The sequence below is a fragment of the Acidovorax sp. GW101-3H11 genome (assembly GCF_001633105.1).
In the GTDB taxonomy this organism is placed as follows: domain Bacteria; phylum Pseudomonadota; class Gammaproteobacteria; order Burkholderiales; family Burkholderiaceae_C; genus Acidovorax.
This window is the reverse complement of sequence record NZ_LUKZ01000023.1, coordinates 74,724-97,376: the sequence shown is the minus strand read 5'-3', so window position 1 is coordinate 97,376 and position 22,653 is coordinate 74,724. Positions and strand designations below refer to the sequence as shown.

Below are 22,653 nucleotides of genomic sequence, written 5' to 3'. Positions count from 1 at the left end.
CGAACCGACGCTCACCGCCGGGTGTTTGTGGCGAAAAATATGAATAAAAACAGTGCTTTCCGCGCATCTGTATTGGGTTTATTGCTATGTTTTATGCAGCAATTTGCCCATGCAGACCTGTGGGCGCACGTGGATGAGCGCGGCGTGACGCACTTTGCGGCCGAGCAGGTCGATGCGCGCTACCAGCTGTTTTTTCGCGGCAACGACTTCGACTCCACCCGCGATGCACCGGCCAATGCATCCCCCATGCCCTATGCGCTGCCTGCAGCGGGCGCGCGCCTGCTGGCGTTTTTCGACATTGCGCCCGACTACAAGCGCGTCAAGCACCACCTGCGCGCTGCGTCTAGCCAACATGGCGTGGACTACGAGTTGCTGCAGGCCGTGATCGCCACCGAATCCGGCTTTGACGCCACCGCCGTGTCGCCCAAGGGCGCCGTGGGCCTGATGCAGGTGATGCCCGCCACGGCGAGCCGTTTTGGCGTGAGTGCAGACAAGAAGCGCACGGTGGAGCAAAAGCTGGCCGACCCCGCCGTGAACGTGCCCACCGGCACGCGTTACCTGCGCCACCTGCTCGACCTGTTCCCCGGTCGCATGGACCTGGCCGTGGCCGCCTACAACGCGGGCGAAGGCGCCGTGCAAAAGGCGGGCAACCAGATCCCGGCCTTCAAGGAAACCCAGAACTACGTGCGCACCGTGCTGGGCCTGTATGCCCAGCTCAAGCCGCCTGCGCCCGTGCTGACACAGCGCGCCCTGCCGGGCCGTGTGCGCATGGAGCTGACGGGCGGTGCGCAAAACCGGGGCAACCTGCCGCCCGCCCAGGTGGCACAGACCCGCAGCGCGCCGCAGACCGCGTTTGAACCCTTACCGACGATTCCGAACGAATGAGCGCTAACGAATGAGCGACCAACCCACTCTTGATTTCACCACCGCAGGCGATGACGGGGGCGACTCCCTGGGCCTGGCGGGCTACGCCCAGCGCGCCTACCTGGAATACGCGCTCTCGGTCGTCAAGGGCCGTGCGCTGCCCGATGTGTGCGACGGCCTCAAGCCCGTGCAGCGGCGCATTTTGTATTCGATGGACCGCATGGGCCTGGGCTACAGCGGCCCCACGCGCAACACCGCTGCCAAGCCGGTCAAGAGCGCCCGCGTGGTGGGCGATGTGCTGGGCCGCTTCCACCCGCACGGCGACCAGTCGGCCTACGACGCGCTGGTGCGCATGGCGCAGGACTTTGCGCAGCGTTACCCCCTTATCGACGGCCAGGGCAACTTCGGCAGCCGCGACGGTGATGGCGCTGCCGCTATGCGTTACACCGAAGCGCGCCTGTCGCGCATCACCAGCCTGCTGCTGGATGAAATCGACGAAGGCACGGTCGATTTCATGCCCAACTACGACGGCAGCACCGAGGAGCCGCGCCAGTTGCCCGCCCGCCTGCCGTTCGCGCTGCTCAACGGCGCCAGCGGCATTGCCGTGGGCCTGGCCACCGAAATCCCCAGCCACAACCTGCGCGAGATTGCCGATGCGTGTGTGGCGCTCATCAAGACGCCAACGCTGAGCCAGGACGAGCTGCTGGCCATCGTGCCCGGCCCGGACTACCCCGGTGGCGGCCAGATCATCAGCAGCCCTGGCGACATTGCCGACGCCTACCGCACCGGCCGTGGTAGCCTGAAGGTGCGTGCGCGCTGGAAGATCGAAGACATGGCACGCGGCCAGTGGCAACTGGTGGTCAACGAACTGCCGCCCGGCGTGAGCACGCAGAAGGTGCTGGAAGAGATCGAAGAGATCACCAACCCCAAGGTCAAGGCGGGCAAGAAGGCACTATCTCAAGACCAGACCCAGCTCAAGGCCAGCATGCTGGCCGTGCTGGACGTGGTGCGTGACGAGTCGAGCAAGGACGCGCCGGTGCGCCTGGTGTTCGAGCCCAAGACGGGCAAGACGCCGCAGCAGGAGCTGATCACCGCGCTGCTGGCCCACACCAGCCTGGAGACCTCGGCCCCCATCAACCTGACCATGGTGGGCCTGGACGGCAAGCCCGTGCAGAAGTCGCTGCGCGTGATGCTGGAGGAGTGGATCGCCTTCCGCCAGACCACCATCACCCGCCGCACCCAGCACCGGCTGAACAAGGTGCTGGACCGCATCCATATCTACGAAGGCCGTCAGATTGTTCTGCTGAACATCGACGAGGTGATCGCCATCATCCGCCAGGCCGAAGAACCCAAGGCGGCGCTGATCGCGCGCTTCAACCTCAGCGACCGCCAGGCCGAGGACATCCTCGAAATCCGCCTGCGCCAGCTCGCGCGGCTCGAAGCCATCAAGATTGAGCAGGAGCTGAAAGAACTGCGCGAAAGCCAGGGCAAGCTCGAAGACATCCTGAACAACCCCGGTTCGCTGCGCCGCACCATGGTCAAAGAGATCGAGGCCGACGCCAAGACCTTTGCCGACGCGCGCCGCACGCTGATCCAGGCCGAAAAAAAGGCCGTGGCCGAAGTCAAGGTGGTGGACGAGCCCGTCACGGTGGTTGTCTCGGAAAAAGGCTGGGTGCGCGCGCGCACCGGCCACGGCCACGAGGCGGCCAGCTTTGCCTTCAAGGCGGGCGACGGACTGTATGGCACGTTCGAGTGCCGCACGGTCGATACCTTGCTGGCCTTTGGCAGCAATGGCCGCGTGTATTCCGTGGCCGTGTCGCTGCTGCCTGGCGCACGCGGTGACGGCCAGCCGGTGACCACGCTGATTGAGCTGGAGGCCGGTACGCAGCTGCTCCACTACTTTGCAGGGCCCGCCAACGCCACGCTGCTGCTGTCCAACTCCGGCGGCTACGGCTTTCTGGCGGCGGTCGAGAACATGGTGTCGCGCCAGAAGGGCGGCAAGGCCTTCCTCACGCTGGGCGAGGGCGAAACCGTGTGCGTACCCTCGCACGCAGCAGGCAGCACGGGCAGCAAACCGGTGCTGCCCGCCACGCATGTGGCCTGCGCGTCCACCGGCGGGCGCATCCTCACGTTCGAGATCACCGAGCTGAAAACCATGGCCAACGGTGGCCGGGGCCTGATGCTGATCGACCTGGAAGACAAGGACCAGCTCGCAGGCGCGGCGGCCTACACCCGCAGCATCCGCCTCGATGGCATCGGCCGGGGCGGCAAGGTGCGCGACGAAACGCTGGAAATCCGCAGCCTGAACAACGCCCGCGCCGCGCGCGGCCGCAAGGGCAAGGCGGCGGACCTGGGCTTCAAGCCCACAGCGGTGACGCGGGTGGAGTAAGCCCCACGCCAGACGAAGAAGCCACCTCCGGGTGGCTTTTTTCATGGGCGGTGGTTTTCCACGGGTTGCTACGGATTGGACGAAATGCCCGATCAGGCGCACCATATGTAAGCGAATGTCTGTGCTGGCCTGCGGCCGCTCGCCCGGATCCTGCGCACGCCGGTGGGGTCAGGGGCGATGGGGCTGCCGGTTTCCGGGCCCGCCAGCCAGACAAGCAGGCACCAAGGCCCCCAGGTGCCAGGGCCGCCCATAACGACAGGAGACCATCATGTTCAAACGCATCCGCATTGCCCAGAAGCTGTGGCTCGCCGTCATTTTTATCGTGGTCATGCTGGCCGGGGTGGTGGGCTTTTCTGCCTACCGGTCGGCCAAGGTGCAGGCCGAGGCCGATGTTGTGTCGCGCGAAATGCAGACCCGCGTGAGCACCGCGATCCGCTGGGCGGGCCTGACGGAGACCAATGCCGCGCGCACCCAGGCGATGATCGTGAGCAGCGATCCGGCGGTCGAGGCCGAGTTCAAGGACGTGATTGCCGCGACCTCGGCGCAGATCACCGAGGTGCAGAAATCGCTGGAGAGCCTGGCCCTGTCCGATGCCGACAAGGCGCAGATGGCCAAGATTGCCCAGGCGCGCAAGACCATGATCGACCTGCGGGGCAAGGCCCGCCAGCTCAAGGCCGATGGCAAGGCCGACGAGGCCGTGACCCTGGTCAAGCAGACCTACAACCCGGCCGTGGCCGCATACATCAAGACCCTGCGCGACTTTGTGGAGCTGCAGCAGAGCACGGCCGAGGCCCGCCTGGCCGAGATGGCGGCCTCGCGCATGCTCACCGTGAAGATCGCGGCCGTGGCCGTGGCGGCGCTGCTGGCGGCCATCATCGCCGGGGCTTACTACCTGATCGGCAGCATCCAGCGCCCGCTGGCGCAGGCCAACGATCTGGCGGCCAAGATTGCTGCGGGCGACCTGAGCGAGCAGGGCGCGGTCACGCGCGGCGACGAGTTTGGCGACCTTTTGCGCTCGCAGTACGCAATGAGCGATTCGCTCGGGCGCATGGTGCACCAGGTGCGCCAGAGCACCGACAGCATTGCCATCGCCAGCGCCGAGATCGCCACCGGTAACCACGACCTGTCGGCGCGCACCGAGCAGACCTCCAGCAACCTGCAGCAGACGGCGGCGGCCATGGAGGAGTTCACCAGCACCATCGCCCAAAGCGCCAGCAGCGCGCGCCAGGCCAGCACCCTGGCCGCCAGCGCCACGGGCGTGGCCGAGCGGGGCGGCACGGTGGTGACGCAGGTGGTCTCCACCATGGAAGACATCAACCACAGCAGCAAGAAGATCTCGGACATCATCGGCGTGATTGACGGCATTGCGTTCCAGACCAACATCCTCGCGCTGAACGCGGCCGTGGAGGCCGCCCGTGCGGGCGAGCAGGGCCGGGGTTTTGCCGTGGTGGCCAGCGAGGTGCGCAGCCTGGCGCAGCGCAGCGCCGAAGCGGCCAAGGAGATCAAGACGCTGATCAGCGCGTCGGTGGAGAAGGTGGAAACCGGCACCCGCCTGGTGGCCGATGCGGGCACGACCATGAACGACATCGTGCGTTCGGTGCAGAGCGTGACGGACATGATCGGCGAGATCACAGCCGCGTCGTCCGAGCAGAGCGCGGGCATCTCACAGGTCAACCAGGCTGTGGGCAACCTTGATCAGATGACCCAGCAGAACGCCGCACTGGTGGAAGAAAGCGCCGCCGCCGCCCAGAGCCTGCGCGAGCAGGCCGAACACCTGGCGCAGGTGGTGTCGGTGTTCAAGGTCAACGGGGCGGCCTATACCGGGGTGGCGCCGCCCGTGCATGTGGCGCACAAGCCAGCGCCCCAGGCCCCCCGTGTGCCATCAGCGCCCGCCAAGACCGCCATGGCAGGCAAACCGGCCACCCAGCGCATCGCCCAGGCAGCCCCTGCGGGCAGCAAACCCGCGCCAGCCAAGGCCAAGGCCCCGGCACCCGCCCTGGCCCAGGGCGCGGACGAGGACTGGGAGTCGTTCTAAACCGCAGCGCGGCTTGTGCAGCAGGCCATCGAAACTGGCACGCCGCAAGCCAGCGCTCCCGCGCAAGGGCCGCCCCGCCGCGCTGGGAGCGTCCCCCTCCCGAATTGCGCAGCAAGGCGGGAGAGGGGGCTGAGGGCCGCGGCTCCAAGCCTGCCTGCGCAGGCTTGGACGAGCCCGAAGAGCGGCCGCCTCTGGCGGACGCACCGAGGCGCGCAGCGACTCAGGGGGGTTATCCGAGCTCTGCGATCAGCTCAATCTCCACACAGGCACCCATGGGCACCTGCGCCACGCCAAAGGCGCTGCGTGCATGCACGCCCTTGTCGCCAAACACCTGGCCCAGCAGCTCGCTGGCGCCGTTGGTCACCAGGTGCTGCTCGGTGAAGTCGCTGGTCGAGTTGACCAGGCTCATCACCTTCACGATGCGCTGCACGCGGTTCAGGTCGCCGCCGGTGGCGGCATGCAGGGTACCCAGGAGGTCGATGGCCACGGCGCGCGCAGCGGCCTTGCCTTCTTCGGTGCCGATGTCGCGGCCAAACTGTGCAGCCCAGGGCTTGCCGTCCTTGCGGGCGATGTGGCCGCTCAGAAACACCAGGTTGCCGGTCTGCACATAGGGCACGTAGGCGGCGGCGGGCACTGACACGGGGGGCAGGGTGATGTTGAGTTCTTTCAGCTTGTCGTAAACGCTCATGGTCTTCCTCGGGTTGGAGTGGGTGGTGGAGGGATGGTGACGGGAATGAAAAGGGCGGGGCGTGCCCCCGCGCCGGGTCGGGGACGAGTGTTACACAGCAGCGCGCGCCGAATCCAGCCGCCCCGGGGCCGGTGCGGCATTAGCATCAGCCCATGCCCGCCATAAGCGCCTCTAATGCCACCACCTTGCCCCGCCCCGAAGGCGCGCTCGGGGCGGGCGACTGGCTGCAGCCCGTGGCGCCGTGGCAGCTGCCCGCCCTGCTGCTGGGGGTGGTGGCGGGGGCGGCGCTGCAGTTGCAGCAACCCGGCCTGTGGGACGCTGGCGCCTATGCCGCACTGCTGTGCGCCGCGCTGGTGGTGGGCTGGTGCGGGGTTGCCGCCAGCCGCCCATGCCGCCCGGGTGCGGTGCGCCATGCGCGGGGGCGCGCTGCTGCGGCGGCGGTGCTGGTGCTGCTGGCCGGGGCGATGGCTATGGCGGCGGTCAGTGGCTTGCGGGCCACGGCCTATCTGCAGCAGGGCCTGAACCCGGCGCTGGAGGGGCAGGACATCCGCGTGACCGGGGTGGTGTCGGCCATGCCACAAACCAACGAGGCGGGCACCCGGCTGCGCCTGGAGGTGGTGTCTGCGCTGCTGCAGGGCAGCCCGGTGCAGTTGCCGCCCCGGATCGAGGTCGCCTGGTATGGCGGTGCCTTCGTGCGCGATGCGGGCGATGCGGTGGACCTGCAGCGCCAGCCCGCCCCGGTGCGTGCGGGCGAGCGCTGGGAGATGACGGTGCGGCTGAAGGCGCCCCACGGCCTGCGCAACCCCCATGGGTTTGACTTTGAGCTGTGGGCCTGGGAGCAGGGCGTGCAGGCCACCGGCTATGTGCGTGCCGGCCCCAAGGACGTGCCGCCGCGCCGCCAGGCCACCACCTGGCAGCACCCCGTGGAGCAGGCACGCCAAAGCGTGCGCGATGCCCTCCTGGACCGCCTGGGCCGGGGTGCAGACGAGGCCAGCGACCCGGGCCGCGCACGCATCGCAGGCGTGGTGGCGGCCCTGGTGACGGGCGACCAGCGCGCCATCGACCGTGCGGACTGGGACATGTTCCGCGCCACGGGCGTGGCCCACCTCATGAGCATTTCGGGCTTGCACATCACGCTGTTTGCCTGGCTGGCAGCTGCCGTGGTACGCACCCTGTGGCGGCGTTCCATGCGCCTGTGCCTGTGGGTGCCTGCGCCGTCGGCGGCGCTGCTGGCCGGGGTGGTGCTGGCCAGCGCCTATGCGCTGTTCAGCGGCTGGGGCGTGCCCGCGCAGCGCACCGTCATCATGCTGTGCACCGTGGCGCTGCTGCAGTGGAGCGGGCGGCGCTGGCCCTGGCCCCACGTGTGGCTGCTGGCCTGTGCCGCCGTGGTGCTGGCAGACCCGTGGGCGCTGGCGCAAGCGGGTTTCTGGCTGAGTTTTGTGGCTGTGGGGGTGCTGTTTGCTACTAATCCAATAGCTGGAAAGGTATATGGGACAGGCGTAAAGGGGCATTTTTATGCACTTTTTCGCGAGCAGTGGGTGGTCACGCTGGCGCTTACGCCCCTGAGCCTGCTGCTGTTTGGCCAGGTGTCGGTGGTGGGGTTTGTGGCCAACCTGGTGGCGATCCCGTGGGTGACGCTGGTGGTCACGCCGCTGGCGCTGGGCGGCGTGGTGTGGGCGCCGCTGTGGAGCCTGGCGGCCTGGAGCTTGTGGCCCCTCACCGCCTGGCTGCAGTGGCTGGCGCAGTGGCCTGGGGCGGTGTTGTTTTTGCCCGCCGCGCCCCTGTGGGCGGGCGTGGCCGCCGTGGCGGGTGGCGCACTGCTGGCTATGCGGCTGCCATGGCGCCTGCGGTTGCTGGCGCTGCCTCTGCTGTTGCCGGTGCTCTGGTGGCAGCCCGCGCGGCCTGCGGCGGGCCAGTTTGAGCTGTTGGCGGCCGACATCGGCCAGGGCAACGCGGTGCTGGTGCGCACCGCCACCCACAGTTTGCTGTACGACGCGGGGCCGCGTTTCAGCCGCGAAAGCGATGCAGGCCACCGCGTGCTGGTGCCGCTGCTGCGCGCGCTGGGCGAGCGGGTGGATGTGCTCATGCTCAGCCACCGCGATGCCGACCACACGGGCGGCGCAGCGGCAGTGCTGGCGCAGCAGCCGGGGGCCGAACTCACCGGCTCCATTGAGGCCGACCACGGCTTGCAGGCCCTGCGGCCCGCCCGGCCCTGCCTTGCAGGCCAGCGCTGGGAGTGGGACGGTGTGGCCTTCGAGGTGCTGCACCCGCTGGCGGGGGATGGCGCCCCGGCAACTCGCCCACCACGCCCCAACACCCTGAGCTGCGTGTTGCGCGTGGTGGCCGCCGGTGCCCAGGCACCGTCGGTTTTGCTGGTGGGGGACATCGAGGCCGCGCAGGAGCAGGCCCTGGTGGCGCGGGGCGCGGCGCTGCAGGCCGACCTGCTGCTGGTGCCCCACCATGGCAGCAAGACGTCGTCATCGCCCGCCTTGCTGGAGGCCGTGCAGCCGCGCACCGCTTTGGTGCAGGCTGGGTACCGCAACCGTTTCGGGCACCCCGCGCCCGATGTGCTGCAGCGCTACCGCGAGCGCGACATCCGCGTGGTGGAGTCATCCCGCTGCGGGGCGGCCACCTGGGTGTCTGTGGCTCCCGATGCGGTGGCGTGTGAACGCGACACCGGCCGCCGTTATTGGCAGCACAGCATGGTGCCACGGAGCGATTGATTGCGAAAGCATGGCGCAGTAGCGCCAGGGGCTGTTGCCAAGGGGGTGGGCGCACAACTTGCTATCCTGTTTGCAGGAGGCCCGTTCATGCAGAAATTTGACGAGATGTACGCCATGCTGCCGTTTGATGGCAGCGACGTGCGGGAACACTACAAGCGCTATGCGCAGTGGTTGAGCAAACAGCCCCCTGACGTGATGCAGGCCCGCCGGGCCGAAGCCGAGATGATCTTCCGGCGCGTGGGCATCACCTTCGCCGTGTACGGCGCCAAGGACGAGGGCGGTGCAGGCAATGAGCGGTTGATCCCGTTCGACCTGATCCCCCGCATCATCCCGGCCCACGAGTGGGCCAGCATGCAGCAGGGCCTGGTGCAGCGCGTCACGGCGCTCAACCGCTTCATCCACGACGTGTACCACGGCCAGGACATCATCCGCGCCGGCATCGTGCCCGCCGACCTGATCCTGAACAACGCGCAATACCGGCCCGAGATGGCCGGGCTGCATGTGCCGCAGAACATCTATGCGCACATCGCGGGCATCGACATCGTGCGTGCCCCCGATGCCCAGGGCAACGGCGAGTACTACGTGCTCGAAGACAACCTGCGCGTGCCCAGCGGCGTGAGCTACATGCTTGAAAACCGCAAGATGATGATGCGGCTGTTCCCCGAACTGTTCAGCCTGCACAAGGTGGCGCCGGTGGCGCATTACCCCGACATGCTGCTCGAAACCCTGCGCGCCAGTGCCCCGGCGGCGGCCGACGAGCCCACGGTGGTGGTGCTCACGCCCGGCATGCACAACAGTGCGTATTTCGAGCACGCCTTCCTCGCCCAGCAGATGGGCGTGGAGCTGGTCGAGGGGCAGGACCTGGTCGTCAAGGACAAGTTTGTGTACATGCGCACCACGCGCGGCCTGCAGCGGGTGGACGTGATCTACCGCCGGGTGGACGACGACTTCCTCGACCCGCAGGTCTTCCGCCCCAACTCCACGCTGGGCTGCCATGGCCTCATGGAGGCGTACCGCGCGGGCAACGTGGGCATCTGCAACGCCGTGGGCACGGGCGTGGCCGACGACAAATCGGTGTACCCCTATGTGCCCGAGATGATCCGTTTCTACCTGGGCGAAGAGCCCATCCTGAAAAACGTGCCCACCTGGATGTGCCGCAAGCAGGACGACCTGCAGCATGTGCTGGCGAACCTGAAAGACCTGGTGGTCAAGGAAGTGCACGGCGCGGGTGGCTACGGCATGCTGATTGGCCCGGCGGCCACCCAGGCCGAGATCGAGGACTTCCGCCGCGCGCTGATTGCCAACCCGTCGGGCTACATCGCCCAGCCGACGCTCAGCCTGTCGAGCTGCCCCACCTATGTGGAAAGTGGCATTGCACCGCGCCACATCGACCTGCGCCCCTTCGTCCTCAGCGGTCGCGAGGTGCAGATGGCCGCTGGTGGCCTCACGCGCGTGGCGCTGCAGGAGGGCTCGCTGGTGGTGAATTCGTCGCAGGGCGGTGGCACCAAGGACACCTGGGTGCTGGGCGAGGGGACGCCCGCTGCGCAACCCAAAGCCGTGCAATCCCAGTCGCAGTCCCAGGGCCAAGGCCAGTCACAAAGTCAATCGCAAGGGAGCCACTGAACATGCTGAGCCGCACCGCCGACCATTTGTTCTGGATGTCCCGATATACAGAGCGGGCTGAAAAGCCCCATGCCATGGGGCTTTCGATACAACACCGCGTGCGTGCGCAGCACGTGCGGGGTTCTCAGCCCTGCTCGATCAAGGAGGCCGCATGCTGAGCCGCACTGCCGATCATTTGTTCTGGATGTCTCGCTACACCGAGCGGGCTGAGAACACCGCCCGGATGCTCAATGTGAGCTACGAGACTTCCCTGTTGCCCCAGGCCGCCGACGTGGCGCAAAAAGGCTGGGAGGGCCTGCTGTCCATCAGTGAGCTGATCCCTGCCTACACCGCCAAACATGGCGAAGTGACGCCCGCCAACGTGCTGGAGTTCATGGTGCACGATGGCAACAACCCCTCGTCCATCCTGTCGTGCCTGCGCGCCGCGCGCGAGAACGCGCGGGCCGTGCGCGGGGCGCTGACCACCGAGGTGTGGGAGACGCAGAACCAGACCTGGCTGGAGTTGCACCGGCAACTGGAAGGCGGCGCCTTCGAGCGCGACCCCGGCCAGTTTTTTGAATGGGTGAAGTACCGCTCGCACCTCTCACGCGGTGTGGTGCTGGGCACCATGCTGCAGGACGAGGCGTTCCACTTCTTGCGCATGGGCACCTTCCTGGAGCGCGCGGACAACACGGCGCGCCTGCTGGATGTGAAGTTTCATGCGGTCAAGAACGACTTTTTTGGCCGACCCAGCGACCGCAACCAGGAGAGTGACTTCTACCACTGGAGCGCCATCCTGCGCAGCGTGTCGGCGTTCGAGGTGTACCGCAAGGTCTACCGCGACGTGATCACGCCCGGCCGCGTGGCCGACCTGCTGATCCTGAGCCGCGACATGCCGCGCTCGCTGCACGCCTGCCTGCGCGAGGTGGTGGACAACCTGGCCGTGCTGGCCAACGGGCAGTCCGCCGAGACCAGCCGCAGGGCAGGGCGCCTGCTGGCCGATCTGCAGTATGGCCGTATCGACGAGATCCTTGCCACGGGCCTGCACGCGTTCCTCACGCAGTTCCTGGACCGGGTGAACGACCTGGGTGGCGGCATCAGCCGCGATTTTCTGGTGACGTCTGGCGACTGAGAGGTCCCAGAAAAGGGAGCGGCGCGGGGACCGGGTCAGTCCTGCGCGTTGCGCCGCTGGTCGCGCAGCATGAAAAGGTAGAGGCTTTCCACCTTTTCGCGCGCCCAGGGGGTCTTGCGCAAAAACTTGAGGCTGGATCCCACGCTGGGGTCGATCTGGAAGCAGCGGATGGGAATCTGCTGCCCCAGCTCGTCCCAGCCAAAGTAGTCGGCCAGGCCCACCACCATGGCTTCGAGTGTCACGCCGTGCAGGGGGTTGCGCGGCTGGGTGGGCTTGCTGGCCGGTGGGGCGGGTGGCGGGGTCTCTGGGGTGCTCATGGCGCCAAGCATACAGACTGAGCAGGTGTCCACGATCTGCAGGCCGTCCCCGTCGTGTGCCGCAGGCGTGAACCCCACCGGCGCCACTGTGGAGCGGGCTGTGTCAAACCACTGTTCACGACACCCTCGAGGGACGATGTGAAGCGGCTCAGGGAGCGTCAGGCTTTGCGTTGCAGATGGTCTTCCCGCTGGAAGAGCTCGGCCGCCCAGTCCACGAAGGCGCGCACCTTGGCGCTCAGGTGGCGGTTCGGCGGGTACACCACATACACGGGCAGCAGGGGTTGGGTCCAGTCGGGCAACAGTTGCACCAGGGTGCCGCTGGCGAGGTGGCGCTGGGCCTGCCAGCTGGTGATCTGGCCAATGCCCAGGCCCGCCACGATGGAGGTGACGTAGGCGTTGCCCTCGTTCACGCTCAGCTGGTAGGGGCCGGTGACGTCAATGGACTCATCGCCCCGGCGAAACTCCAGCGGGTAGTGCCGCCCGCTCTGCGGCGAGAAATAGATCACGCTGGCGTGTTTCTCCTCGATCTCCAGCGGGTGCGTGGGGGTGCCCTTGCGCTCCAGGTAGTCGGGTGCGGCGACGGTGATGAACTCCAGGTTGCCGATGCGGCGCGCCACCAGCGACTGGTCGCTCAGCTCGCCGCCCCGGATCACGCAGTCCACGTTGTCGCCGATCAGGTCCACCGTGCGGTCGCTCACGCCCAGGTCCACCTGGATGTCCGGGTAGCGGGCATGGAACTCCGCCAGGTGCGGAATGATGAGCAACTGCGCCACCGAGGTGCCCACGTCGATGCGCAGGCGCCCGCGCGGGTTGGCGCGCGCGTTGGTCATGCTGGCCTCGATGTCGTCCAGGTCGGTCAGCAGGCGCACGGTGCGGTCGTAGTAGGCCGCGCCATCGGGCGTCACCGTCACGCGGCGTGTGGTGCGGTTGAGCAGCTTCACGCGCAGCCGCTCCTCCAGCGCCTGCACATGCTTGGTCACGGTGGCTTTGGGCAGCGAAAGCGAATCCGCTGCCCGGGTGAACGTGCCGGCCTCCACCACCCGCACGAATATGCGCATGGCCTGTATTTGGTCCATGGCTTCTCCTTGAATCTGAAACTGCAGCACCCACCAGTGGGTGCTGAGGAATTCTCACACGGGCATTGCCATTTGATTGTTGAGCTTTTGGAAACAGTGCGGTGGTGTTTGACCTGTTTATCCCAAAGGCCCAAGCCACTACATTTCATCCATCGTCAACCGACCTTCCACCTACTGACTGGGTACCTGCCATGCAGCCCGACCGCCCTTCTTCGCCATCCTCCACACCGCAGCCCTCTGCCGCCTCCAAGGCCGCAGCGTCCGTTTGCACCGATTCCACCATTGAGGTGGGCAAGGGGCAGGACGTGGCCGTGCGCATGTATGGCCGCAAGAAGGCGGGACAAGCGTCCCCCGTGGTCGTGCATTTTCATGGTGGCGCCTTCACCTCGGGTGATCTGGACAACGGCTACACCGTGGCGTCGTTGCTGGAAGGCGCAGGGGCGGTGGTGGTGTCGGTGGCCTATCCGCTCACCCCGTTTCCGCAACCCGTGGACACGGGGTACGACGTGCTCAAGTGGGTGCACCGCAACCGCACCAAGCTCGGTGGGCAGGGCGCTCTGGTCTATCTGGCGGGCGAAGAAGCGGGGGGCAACCTGGCCGCCGCCGTGAGCCTGATGGCGCGCGACCAGTCGCACCCGCCGCTGGCCGGGCAGATTCTGCTGTCACCCATGCTGGACCCCTGTGTGGGCACCGCGTCGCTGCGCGAGGCCACGGGCGACTCCACGGGCTGCAAGTGGACCGAAGGCTGGCGCAACTTTCTGCGCTGCCCGCGCGATGCCGAGCACCCCTATGCCGTGCCTGCCGGTGCACAGCGCCTGGCGGGGTTGCCACCCACGCTGATCCTGGTGGGCGACACCGACCCCATGCATGACGAGGCGCTGGCCTACGCGGCCCGGCTGGAGGCCGCCGGCCTGCCGGTCACCCGCCACGTGTTCTCCAAGAACCCGCAGTGGCCCGATGCCCTGCTGCAGACCGGGGAGCACGAATGCCCTTGTGCTGCCGGTGCGCAACAGCAGTTCCGCCAGTTCTTTGAAGCCACCCGATGTCCGGTGCCTTCCTGAACATGGGCTCAAACCCCTGGGGCCGCTGAACGTGGATGACCTCAACGCAGGTTGAGGTTTGATCCTGCGGCCCCTTTACCAACCCCCTGGTTTTCAACGCTGATTTTTCCGGCTTGCCGTGCCGGAGGGGGAAGCTTTGCCCGCGTTTTCTGCACGCCGTGCCCGTGAGGGGCAGGACGGCGGGCAGGAGTCATTGATGTCAACGATATGGAGGAAATAACAGCATGAACCACCCCTTGCGCTTCTTTGGGGCTTGCCGCTCTGGCTGTCACAACCCGCAGCACTACGGCGTCTGACTTTCCGAGACTGGCGCGCACCCGCTGGCGGCGTCGGGGCAGGGGCTTGACTCTTTCACTGTGTCAATGCCGAGACTGCCCCACCGCCCGTTGCCTTGGCGTCTGTCACCCCGCTGTGGGGTCGCAGTCTGGCAGCAAAAACACCTTCATCGGCCTGCCCGCCAAGGCGGCCTCTACGTTTGATTGAAATGACCATGAACTCCAACCCGCTTTTCAAGAACCGCCCCCTGGGCCTGGCCACCATCGCCACCGCCGTGACGGCTGCCGTGGCCGCTTTGATCCTTGTTTTCCAATCGCCTGCGGCCCAGGCCAACGGCGAAGGCGCCACCCCGCCTGCCATGCCCGTGTCAGTGGCCGCCGTGGTGCAAAAAGACATCGCCCTGTGGGACGAGTTCTCTGGCCGCCTCGAAGCCGTGCAGCGCGTGGATGTGCGTCCCCGCGTCTCGGGCGCCGTGCAGGCCGTGCACTTCCGCGAAGGCTCGCTGGTCAAGCAGGGCGACCTGCTGGTGACCGTGGACCCCGCCCCCTACGCCGCCGAGGTGGACCGCGCCGAGGCCCAGGTGGTCGCCGCGCAGGCCCGTGTGTCGTACACCCGCAGCGAACTGGAGCGCGCCACGCGCCTGCTCGAAGAAAAGGCCATTGCCCAGCGCGAGCACGACGAGCGCCTGAACGCCCAGCGCGAGGCCGATGCCAACCTGCGTGCCGCCCAGGCCGCGCTGCAAACAGCGAAGCTGAACCTCTCGTACACCCAGGTGCGCGCCCCGGTGGCGGGCCGTGTGGGCCGCATTGAAGTCACCGTGGGCAACCTGGTGGCGGCCGGTGCGGGTGCCCCTGTGCTGACTACGCTGGTGTCGGTCAGCCCCATCTACGCGAGCTTTGACACCGACGAGCAGATCGTGGTGAAGGCGCTGGCAGACCTGCAAAGCGGCTCCAAAGGCCAGAGCGCCCGCCAGCTCATCGAGCGCATCCCCGTGCAGATGGGCACCGGCACCACGGGTGGCACGCCGTACGCCGGGCGCCTGCAACTCATCGACAACCAGGTCGATGCCAAGAGTGGCACGGTGCGCGTGCGTGCCGTGTTCGACAACGAAGACGGTGCACTCATCCCCGGCCAGTTCGCCCGCGTCCGCATGGGCCAGGCGCGCAACACGCAGGCCCTGCTGATCAACGAGCGTGCCGTGGGCACCGACCAGAACAAGAAGTTCGTGATGGTGGTGGGAGAGGGCAACAAGGCCGAGTACCGCGAAGTCACGCTAGGCGCGCCGATTGACGGCCTGCGCGTGGTCACCTCGGGCCTGAAGGCGGGCGAGAACATCGTCGTCAACGGCCTGCAGCGCGTGCGCCCCGGTGCCGTGGTGGCGCCGCAGCCCGTGCCCATGACCGCCAAGGCTGAGATTGCGGGTGATCGCAAGGAAGCCAAGAACGCCGCCAAGTCGCCAGCCGCCTGAGCGCGCTGGACACCAGGAATTTGCATCCATGAACCTGTCCCGCTTTTTCATCGACCGCCCCATCTTTGCCGGGGTGCTGTCGGTGCTCATCTTCCTCGGGGGGCTCATCGCATTGCGCGGTCTGCCCATCTCCGAATACCCTGAAGTCGCGCCGCCTTCCGTGGTGGTGCGCGCACAGTACCCGGGTGCCAACCCCAAGGTGATCGCAGAGACCGTGGCCACGCCGCTGGAGGAATCCATCAACGGCGTGGAAGGCATGCTCTACATGGGCAGCCAGGCCACCACCGACGGCGTGATGACGCTCACGGTGACGTTTGCGCTCGGCACCGACCCCGACAAGGCCCAGCAGCTGGTGCAAAACCGCGTCTCGCAGGCCGAGCCCCGGCTGCCCGAGGAAGTGCGCCGCCTGGGCGTCACCACCGTCAAGAGCGCGCCGGACCTGACCATGGTGGTCCACCTGGTCTCGCCCAACAACCGCTACGACATCGACTACCTGCGCAACTACGCCGTGCTCAACGTGAAGGACCGCCTCGCGCGCATCCAGGGTGTGGGCCAGGTGCAGATCTTCGGCGGTGGCGACTACTCCATGCGCGTGTGGCTCGACCCGCAAAAGGTGGCGCAGCGCGGCCTGTCGGCCAGCGACGTGGTGTCGGCCATCCGTGGCCAGAACGTGCAGGCCGCCGCCGGCGTGGTGGGGGCATCGCCCGGCCTGCCCGGCGTGGACCTGCAGCTGTCCATCAACGCGCAGGGCCGCCTGCAGACCGAAGAAGAGTTCGGCGACATCATCGTCAAGACCGGTGCCGACGGGGCCGTGACGCGCCTGCGCGACATCGCCCGCCTGGAGCTGGGCGCGGCCGACTACTCGCTGCGTTCGCTGCTCAACAACGACCCGGCCGTGGGCATGGGCGTGTTCCAGGCCCCGGGCTCCAACGCGCTCGACATCTCGTCGAACGTGCGCAAGACCATGGACGAGATCCAGAAGAACATGCCCGAAGGCGTGGAGTACCGCATTGCGTACGACCCCACGCAGTTCGTGCGTGCATCGATCAAGTCCGTGATCCACACGCTGCTGGAAGCCATCGCCCTCGTGGTGCTGGTGGTGATCCTGTTCCTGCAGACCTGGCGCGCCTCCATCATCCCGCTGCTGGCGGTGCCGGTGTCGGTGGTGGGTACGTTCGCCGTGCTGCACCTGCTGGGTTTCTCGATCAACGCACTGAGCCTGTTCGGCCTGGTGCTGGCCATCGGCATCGTGGTGGACGACGCCATCGTGGTGGTGGAGAACGTGGAGCGCAACATCGAGGCGGGCCTGACCCCGCGCGAGGCCACCTACCGCGCCATGCGCGAGGTGTCCGGCCCCATCATCGCCATCGCGCTCGTGCTGGTCGCCGTGTTCGTGCCGCTGGCTTTCATCAGCGGCCTCACGGGGCAGTTCTACAAGCAGTTCGCGGTGACCATCGCGATCTCCACGGTGATCTCGGCCATCAACTCGCTGACCCTGTCGCCCGCGCTGAGCGCGCTGCTGCTCAAGGGCCACGACGAGCCCAAGGACGCGCTCACGCGCGGCATGGACAAAGTGTTCGGCGGCCTGTTCAGGGGCTTCAACCGCCTGTTCCACCGCGGCTCCGAGGCCTACAGCGGCGGCGTCAAGCGCGTCATCGGCCGCAAGGCGCTGATGTTCGTGATCTACCTTGCACTCGTGGGTGCCACCATGGGCCTGTTCAAGATTGTGCCCGGCGGCTTTGTGCCCGCGCAGGACAAGCAGTATCTGATCGGCTTTGCGCAGCTGCCTGATGGCGCCACGCTGGACCGCACCGAGAACGTGATCCGCCGCATGGGCGAGATCATGAAGGAGAACCCCAACGTCGAGGACGCCATCGCCTTCCCCGGCCTGTCGATCAACGGCTTCACCAACAGCTCCAACTCCGGCATCGTGTTCGCCACGCTCAAGCCCTTTGCGGAGCGCACCCGCGCCGACCAGAGCGGCGGGGCCGTGGCGGGGCAGCTGAACCAGTCGTTCGGCAGCATCCAGGACGCGTTCATCGCCATGTTCCCGCCGCCCCCGGTGGCGGGCCTGGGCACCACGGGCGGCTTCAAGCTGCAGATCGAAGACCGCGCCTCGCTGGGCTACGAAGCCATGGACAACGCCGTGAAGGCCTTCATGGGCAAGGCCTACCAGACGCCCGAGCTGGCGGGGCTGTTCACGAGTTGGCAGGTCAACGTGCCGCAGCTGTACGCCAACATCGACCGCACCAAGGCGCGCCAGCTGGGCGTGCCGGTGACGGACATCTTCGACACGCTGCAGATCTACCTGGGCAGCCTCTACGCCAACGACTTCAACCAGTTTGGCCGCACCTACAGCGTGCGCGTGCAGGCCGATGCGGCCTACCGGGCGCGGGCTGAAGATGTGGGCCTGCTGAAGGTGCGCTCCGCCACCGGCGAGATGGTGCCCCTGTCGGCGTTGATGAAGATGGAGCCCAGCTTCGGCCCCGAGCGCGCCATGCGCTACAACGGCTACCTGGCGGCCGACGTGAACGGCGGCCCCGCGCCTGGCTATTCATCGGGCCAGGCCCAGGCGGCCATCGAGCGCATCGCCAAGGAGACGCTGCCCCAGGGCATCACGTTTGAATGGACCGAGCTGACCTACCAGGAAATCCTGGCGGGCAACTCTGCCGTGCTGGTGTTCCCGCTGGCCATCCTGCTGGTGTTTCTGGTGCTGGCCGCGCAGTACGAAAGCCTGACGCTGCCGATTGCCATCATCCTGATCGTGCCCATGGGCATCCTGGCCGCGATGACGGGCGTGTGGCTCACCAAGGGCGACAACAACGTGTTCACGCAGATCGGGCTCATCGTGCTGGTGGGGCTGTCGGCCAAGAACGCGATCCTGATCGTGGAGTTTGCGCGTGAGCTGGAGTTTGCCGGGCGCACCCCCGTACAGGCCGCCATCGAGGCCAGCCGCCTGCGACTGCGCCCCATCCTGATGACCTCGCTGGCCTTCGTGATGGGTGTGCTGCCCCTGGTGCTGTCCACCGGCGCGGGCGCCGAAATGCGCAGCGCCATGGGCGTGGCGGTGTTCGCCGGGATGATCGGGGTGACGGCCTTCGGCCTGTTCCTCACGCCGGTGTTCTATGTGCTGCTGCGCAAGCTGGCCGGCAACCGCCCGCTGGTGGAGCATGGCGCGCATGTGGCGCCCATCTCGCACGCCCCGGGCACCGGTGGCACGGCCCACCCCGTGCTGGCCGCGCCGCGCAAGGAGCACGAGTGATGCTTCTGACCATGGTGACAACAAACATCTTTATGGCCCCCGCCAAGCACTCCGCGCTGCCGAATGCAGCGGGCGTAAAGGCTGGGGCAGGAGAACAACCATGACCGATTTGCTTTTGACGAAGAACTCCACCGACGGAGCCCTCGCAGCGCGCAAGCGCAGCCTGCTGGCGCCCCTGGCCGCCGCCCTGGTGCTGGCCGGTTGCATGACCCAGCCCGTGGCCCCGGCGCCGCATGCGGGTGTGCCTGTGCCCGCCAGCTTCACGGCAGGGGGCGATGCGTTGCCCACAGCCCCCTGGACGGTGGCCGCCCCCGCCGAGGCGCAGCCGCGCGGCGAGTGGTGGCTGGGCTTTCAAGACCCGGTGCTGGCCGACCTGGTGTTGCGTGCGGGCACGGCCAACACCAGCATCCAGCAGGCGGCCGCACGCTTGGCTGAAGCGCGCACGCTGCTGCGCTCTGCCGATGCCGCGCGCTCGGTGCAAGTGGGCGCCTCGGCCGGTGTGACGCGCCAGGCGGGCGCTGCCACCACGGGCAGCGCAGCACCCGCCACGCTGGGTACGGCGGGGCTCAATGCCTCGTACGAACTTGACCTGTTCGGCCGCCTCTCGCAAACCAGCGATGCCGCGCGCCTGGACGCCGACGCGCGCGAAGCCCTGTTGCAGAGCACGCGCCTGATGGTGCAGGCCGATGTGGCGCAAACGTACCTGCAACTGCGCGCCGTGCAGGCTGAGCAGGTGCTGGTGCAAGAGAGCCTGGCCGCGTACCAGGACACCCTGCGCCTCACGCAGCGCCGCCTGCAGGCGGGCGACGTGGCCGAGCTGGACGTGGCCCGCGTGTTGACCGAGGTGGCGGCCACCGAATCCGACGCATTGGCCTTGCAGCGCCAGCAGGCCCTGCTGACCAACGCGCTGGCCGTGCTGGCGGGCGAGGTGGCCAGCGGTTTTGTGCTGCCGCCTGCAAATAGCGATGCCGCGCTGCCCGTGATTCCCCCCGGCGTGCCCGGCACGGTGTTGGCGCGTCGGCCCGATGTGTCGGCCGCGCAAGCTGCCGTGCTGGCTGCGCAGGCCCGCGTGGGCGTGGCGCAGAAGGCGTGGTTCCCTGCCGTCACGCTCACGGGCAATGCGGGGCATGCGTCGCCCGAGCTGGGTGACTTGTTCAAGTGGTCCGCGCGTGCGTGGGGCGTGAGTGCGCTGCTGTCGCTGCCGATCTTTGACGGCGGCCAGCGCGATGCCCAGATCGAGGGCGCGAAGGCACGCCTGGAGGCTGCGCTGGCGGACCACCGTGGGCAGGTGCTCAATGCGTTTCGTGACGTGGAGGATCAGCTGACCTCGCTGCGTTTGTTGTCCGGCCAGGCCGAGGCGCAGGGGCGGGCGGTGACGGCTGCGCGGCGGGCTACGCAGCTGTCGGATGTGCGGTATCGCAATGGCTTGGTGAGTCAGCTGGAGTTGCTGGACGCGCGCCGCAGCGAGTTGCGCAATCGGCGGCAGGAGCTGCAGGTGCGGACGGCGCAGTATGTGGCGACGGTGGGATTGATTCGGGCGCTCGGAGGCGGGTGGGGGGATCTGCCTGCTGTGAAGGTGGCGCAGGTGTTGCAGTAGATTTCTCGAGGTTCTTTGGCTGCTCGCGCCTCATTGATAAGCGCTAAAAGCTATTGTTTTTGTACTGCCAAACCGTTCGGGCTGAGCTTGTCGAAGCCGGGGTTTGCTCGCTGATTTGGCTGTATGCCTCGGTTGAGAGCGGAGGCCGGGAGTCGCCCGGCGTGCGAGTAACTTTCTTTTGCTTCGCCAAAAGAAAGTCACCAAAGAAAAGGCGACCCCCAGTCTGCGACCCCTGCGCTGCGCTACGGGGCAAACCTGCGTCGGGGCGGTTGCGGGGTGCGCCGTGGAACTCGCTTTGCGCTGCGCGCACCGCTCGGACAACCACGGCGAGTCAGTTCACGAGGCATGCGCGCTCCGACGCGCGTGCCACCCCGCAACCGCCCCGCCGCAGGCGCAGCCAGCAGGGGGTGGACAGCCGAGCATCCAACAGCCGAACAGCCACGCGGGCCTTTGCTTCGCTCGGCCCCCTCTCGCGGGCGCAAGCGCCTCGCGCTGCGCAGGCGGGGCCGAGCGCAGCGATGGCCCGTGTGGATGTCCGATTCGCGGGTTCCCTTCTGGATGCGCCTGGGGCGCGCAGGGCGCGGGGTGGCGCGTGTGCCGAAGGACACACGCGCTTCGTGAACTGACTCACCGCAGTTGTTCGAGCGGAGCGCCGCAGGCGCGCAGTGAGTTCTGCGGTGCACCCCGTGACCGAGCACCCCAGGTTGCCCCGCAGCGCAGCGAAGGGGTCGCAGACAGCAGGGTCGCCTTTTCTTTGGTGACTTTCTTTTGGCGAAGCAAAGAAAGCCACTGCGCCGCCGGGCGCACACCCCGGCCCCCGCCCTCAACCCCAGCACGCCTTCCAAACCAGTACGCCAAGCCTTCGACAACCCCAGCTCGAACAGAAGAATGAAAAGCTAGATACTATAAAAACAATAGCAGATACCGCTTGTCCAGCAGGCGGTAGCAGCCAAAAGCATTCAAAAATACCCCTCAAGTCATCCCTTCAACCACCCCCTCAACCTCCCCACCCCTTCCCCCAACCTCCCCACATCCCGACTCGCAAAACACCACCGCAACCACCCCGACGCCTCTCCCCCAAACGCACTGCCCGGCGCCAACCCCAGCCCCGCCTCCCGCACCAGCCGCTTGGCCAGTGGCAAACACTCGTCATGCCCGTCGATGTGGAAGAACGCATACATCCCGCCACGCGGCGTGGCCACCGACACCCCCGGCACATCGGCCAACAACGGCACCAGCGTGTCCCGGCAGTTGCGCAGGTGGTTCACCAGCGCAGGCGTCACCTCATCGGTGCGCTGCAGCGCCACCGTGGCCCCGCGCTGCACAAACACCGGCGCGCACGAGGTGTTGAACTCGATCAGCTTGCCCACTGCGGGTGTCATGGACGGCGGCAACACCAGCCACCCAAGGCGCCAGCCGGTCATCAGAAAACTCTTGGAAAAACTGTGCGTCACCACCAGCCGGTCCTCCGGCTCGGCTACGTCCAGAAAGCTGGGTGCGGCGCCGTTGGCCGTGTCGCCCGCGTAGTACAGCCGCTCATACACCTCGTCCGCCACAATCCACGTGCCCGTGCGGCGGCAGTGCGCCAGGATGGTGGCTTGCTCCTCGCGCGTCAGCGTCCAGCCTGTGGGGTTGTTGGGGGCGTTGACGACCAGCAGGCGTGTGCCGGGCGTGATGGCGGCCAGCAGCGCATCCATGTCCAGCTGCCACGCGCCGTCTGCATCTGCCACCAGCGGCACGGTGCGCACCTGCGCGCCCAGAATGCGCGGCTGTGCCACCAGGTTGGGCCACACGGGCGTCACCAGCACCACCTCGTCGCCTGCATCCACCAGCGCCTGCACGGCCACCATCAGGCCGTTCACGCCGCCGGATGTGACTGCGATGCGGTCAAACCACGCATCGGTGTGTTGCTGCGGGTGCAGGCCATGCATGTAGCCCGCAATCGCGTGGCGCAGCTCAGGCAGGCCTAGGTTGTGGGCGTAGAAGGTTTCGCCCTTTTGCAGCGACGCAATGGCCGCGTCGCGGATGAAGTCGGGCGTCACCTCGTCGCTCTCGCCAAACCAGAACTGCAGCACATCGCTGCGCCCCAGGCCCTCGTTGGCCACTTCGCGGATGCGCGACTCTTCGAGGCTTTGGACTACTTCTCGCATGCAATCTCCTTGA

The 22,653-nt window shown here is 67.3% G+C and carries 14 protein-coding genes; 10 read left to right on the top strand and 4 right to left on the bottom strand.

Annotated elements, in window-relative coordinates:
* The first annotated feature begins 93 nt into the window (after positions 1-93).
* The 3 genes from A1D30_RS17860 (at position 94) to A1D30_RS17850 (ending at position 5,288) form a co-directional block, all read left to right on the top strand.
* The gene (locus A1D30_RS17860; protein WP_242421932.1) at positions 94-885 is read left to right on the top strand and encodes a lytic transglycosylase domain-containing protein; all 792 of its coding nucleotides are present in this window, start codon (positions 94-96) and stop codon (positions 883-885) included.
* A 10-nt stretch (positions 886-895) separates the two neighbouring features.
* Entirely contained in the window at positions 896-3,253 is a 2,358-nt protein-coding gene (parC, locus tag A1D30_RS17855; protein WP_063462067.1) for a DNA topoisomerase IV subunit A, read from the top strand.
* Positions 3,254-3,521: 268 nt separating this feature from the next.
* Positions 3,522-5,288: a methyl-accepting chemotaxis protein gene (locus A1D30_RS17850; protein WP_063462066.1), complete on the top strand. Its 1,767-nt coding sequence runs from the start codon at positions 3,522-3,524 to the stop codon at positions 5,286-5,288.
* A gap of 229 nt (positions 5,289-5,517) precedes the next feature.
* On the opposite strand, the gene A1D30_RS17845 is transcribed toward A1D30_RS17850, so the two are convergent.
* Positions 5,518-5,976: a RidA family protein gene (locus A1D30_RS17845; protein WP_063462065.1), complete on the bottom strand. Its 459-nt coding sequence runs from the start codon at positions 5,974-5,976 to the stop codon at positions 5,518-5,520.
* 152 nt (positions 5,977-6,128) lie between these two features.
* Between A1D30_RS17845 and A1D30_RS17840 the strand changes: the two genes are divergently transcribed.
* The 3 genes from A1D30_RS17840 to A1D30_RS17830 all read left to right on the top strand — a co-directional run bounded on the left by A1D30_RS17840 (position 6,129) and on the right by A1D30_RS17830 (position 11,433).
* Positions 6,129-8,699, top strand: a complete 2,571-nt coding sequence (locus A1D30_RS17840; protein WP_063462064.1) for a DNA internalization-related competence protein ComEC/Rec2 — start codon at positions 6,129-6,131, stop codon at positions 8,697-8,699.
* An 87-nt stretch (positions 8,700-8,786) separates the two neighbouring features.
* Positions 8,787-10,322, top strand: coding sequence for a circularly permuted type 2 ATP-grasp protein (locus A1D30_RS17835; protein ID WP_063462063.1), 1,536 nt, complete (start codon positions 8,787-8,789; stop codon positions 10,320-10,322).
* 151 nt (positions 10,323-10,473) lie between these two features.
* The gene (locus A1D30_RS17830) at positions 10,474-11,433 is read left to right on the top strand and encodes an alpha-E domain-containing protein (protein ID WP_055400923.1); all 960 of its coding nucleotides are present in this window, start codon (positions 10,474-10,476) and stop codon (positions 11,431-11,433) included.
* Between the two features lie 35 nt (positions 11,434-11,468).
* Here the strand turns inward: A1D30_RS17830 and A1D30_RS17825 are convergent, their stop codons facing one another.
* The gene (locus A1D30_RS17825) at positions 11,469-11,750 is read right to left on the bottom strand and encodes a VF530 family protein (RefSeq protein WP_063462126.1); all 282 of its coding nucleotides are present in this window, start codon (positions 11,748-11,750) and stop codon (positions 11,469-11,471) included.
* A gap of 158 nt (positions 11,751-11,908) precedes the next feature.
* Positions 11,909-12,826 (bottom strand): LysR family transcriptional regulator, encoded by a 918-nt coding sequence (locus A1D30_RS17820; RefSeq protein ID WP_063462125.1) that lies wholly within the window; start codon positions 12,824-12,826, stop codon positions 11,909-11,911.
* A gap of 191 nt (positions 12,827-13,017) precedes the next feature.
* Here A1D30_RS17820 and A1D30_RS17815 point away from each other — a divergent pair, with 191 nt between their 5' ends.
* From A1D30_RS17815 to A1D30_RS17800, 4 genes are all read left to right on the top strand, one after another.
* On the top strand, positions 13,018-13,887 hold the full coding sequence (locus A1D30_RS17815) for an alpha/beta hydrolase (RefSeq protein ID WP_063462062.1): 870 nt from the start codon (positions 13,018-13,020) through the stop codon (positions 13,885-13,887).
* 490 nt (positions 13,888-14,377) lie between these two features.
* A complete protein-coding gene (locus A1D30_RS17810; protein ID WP_109790982.1) occupies positions 14,378-15,631 on the top strand; it encodes an efflux RND transporter periplasmic adaptor subunit in 1,254 nt (417 codons plus the stop codon).
* Between the two features lie 28 nt (positions 15,632-15,659).
* Complete coding sequence (locus tag A1D30_RS17805) at positions 15,660-18,893, top strand: efflux RND transporter permease subunit (protein WP_063462061.1); 3,234 nt, start codon at positions 15,660-15,662, stop codon at positions 18,891-18,893.
* A 100-nt stretch (positions 18,894-18,993) separates the two neighbouring features.
* A complete protein-coding gene (locus tag A1D30_RS17800; RefSeq protein WP_063462060.1) occupies positions 18,994-20,490 on the top strand; it encodes an efflux transporter outer membrane subunit in 1,497 nt (498 codons plus the stop codon).
* Between the two features lie 977 nt (positions 20,491-21,467).
* Here the strand turns inward: A1D30_RS17800 and A1D30_RS17795 are convergent.
* Positions 21,468-22,640 (bottom strand): pyridoxal phosphate-dependent aminotransferase, encoded by a 1,173-nt coding sequence (locus A1D30_RS17795; RefSeq protein WP_063462059.1) that lies wholly within the window; start codon positions 22,638-22,640, stop codon positions 21,468-21,470.
* Between the last annotated feature and the right edge of the window lie 13 nt (positions 22,641-22,653).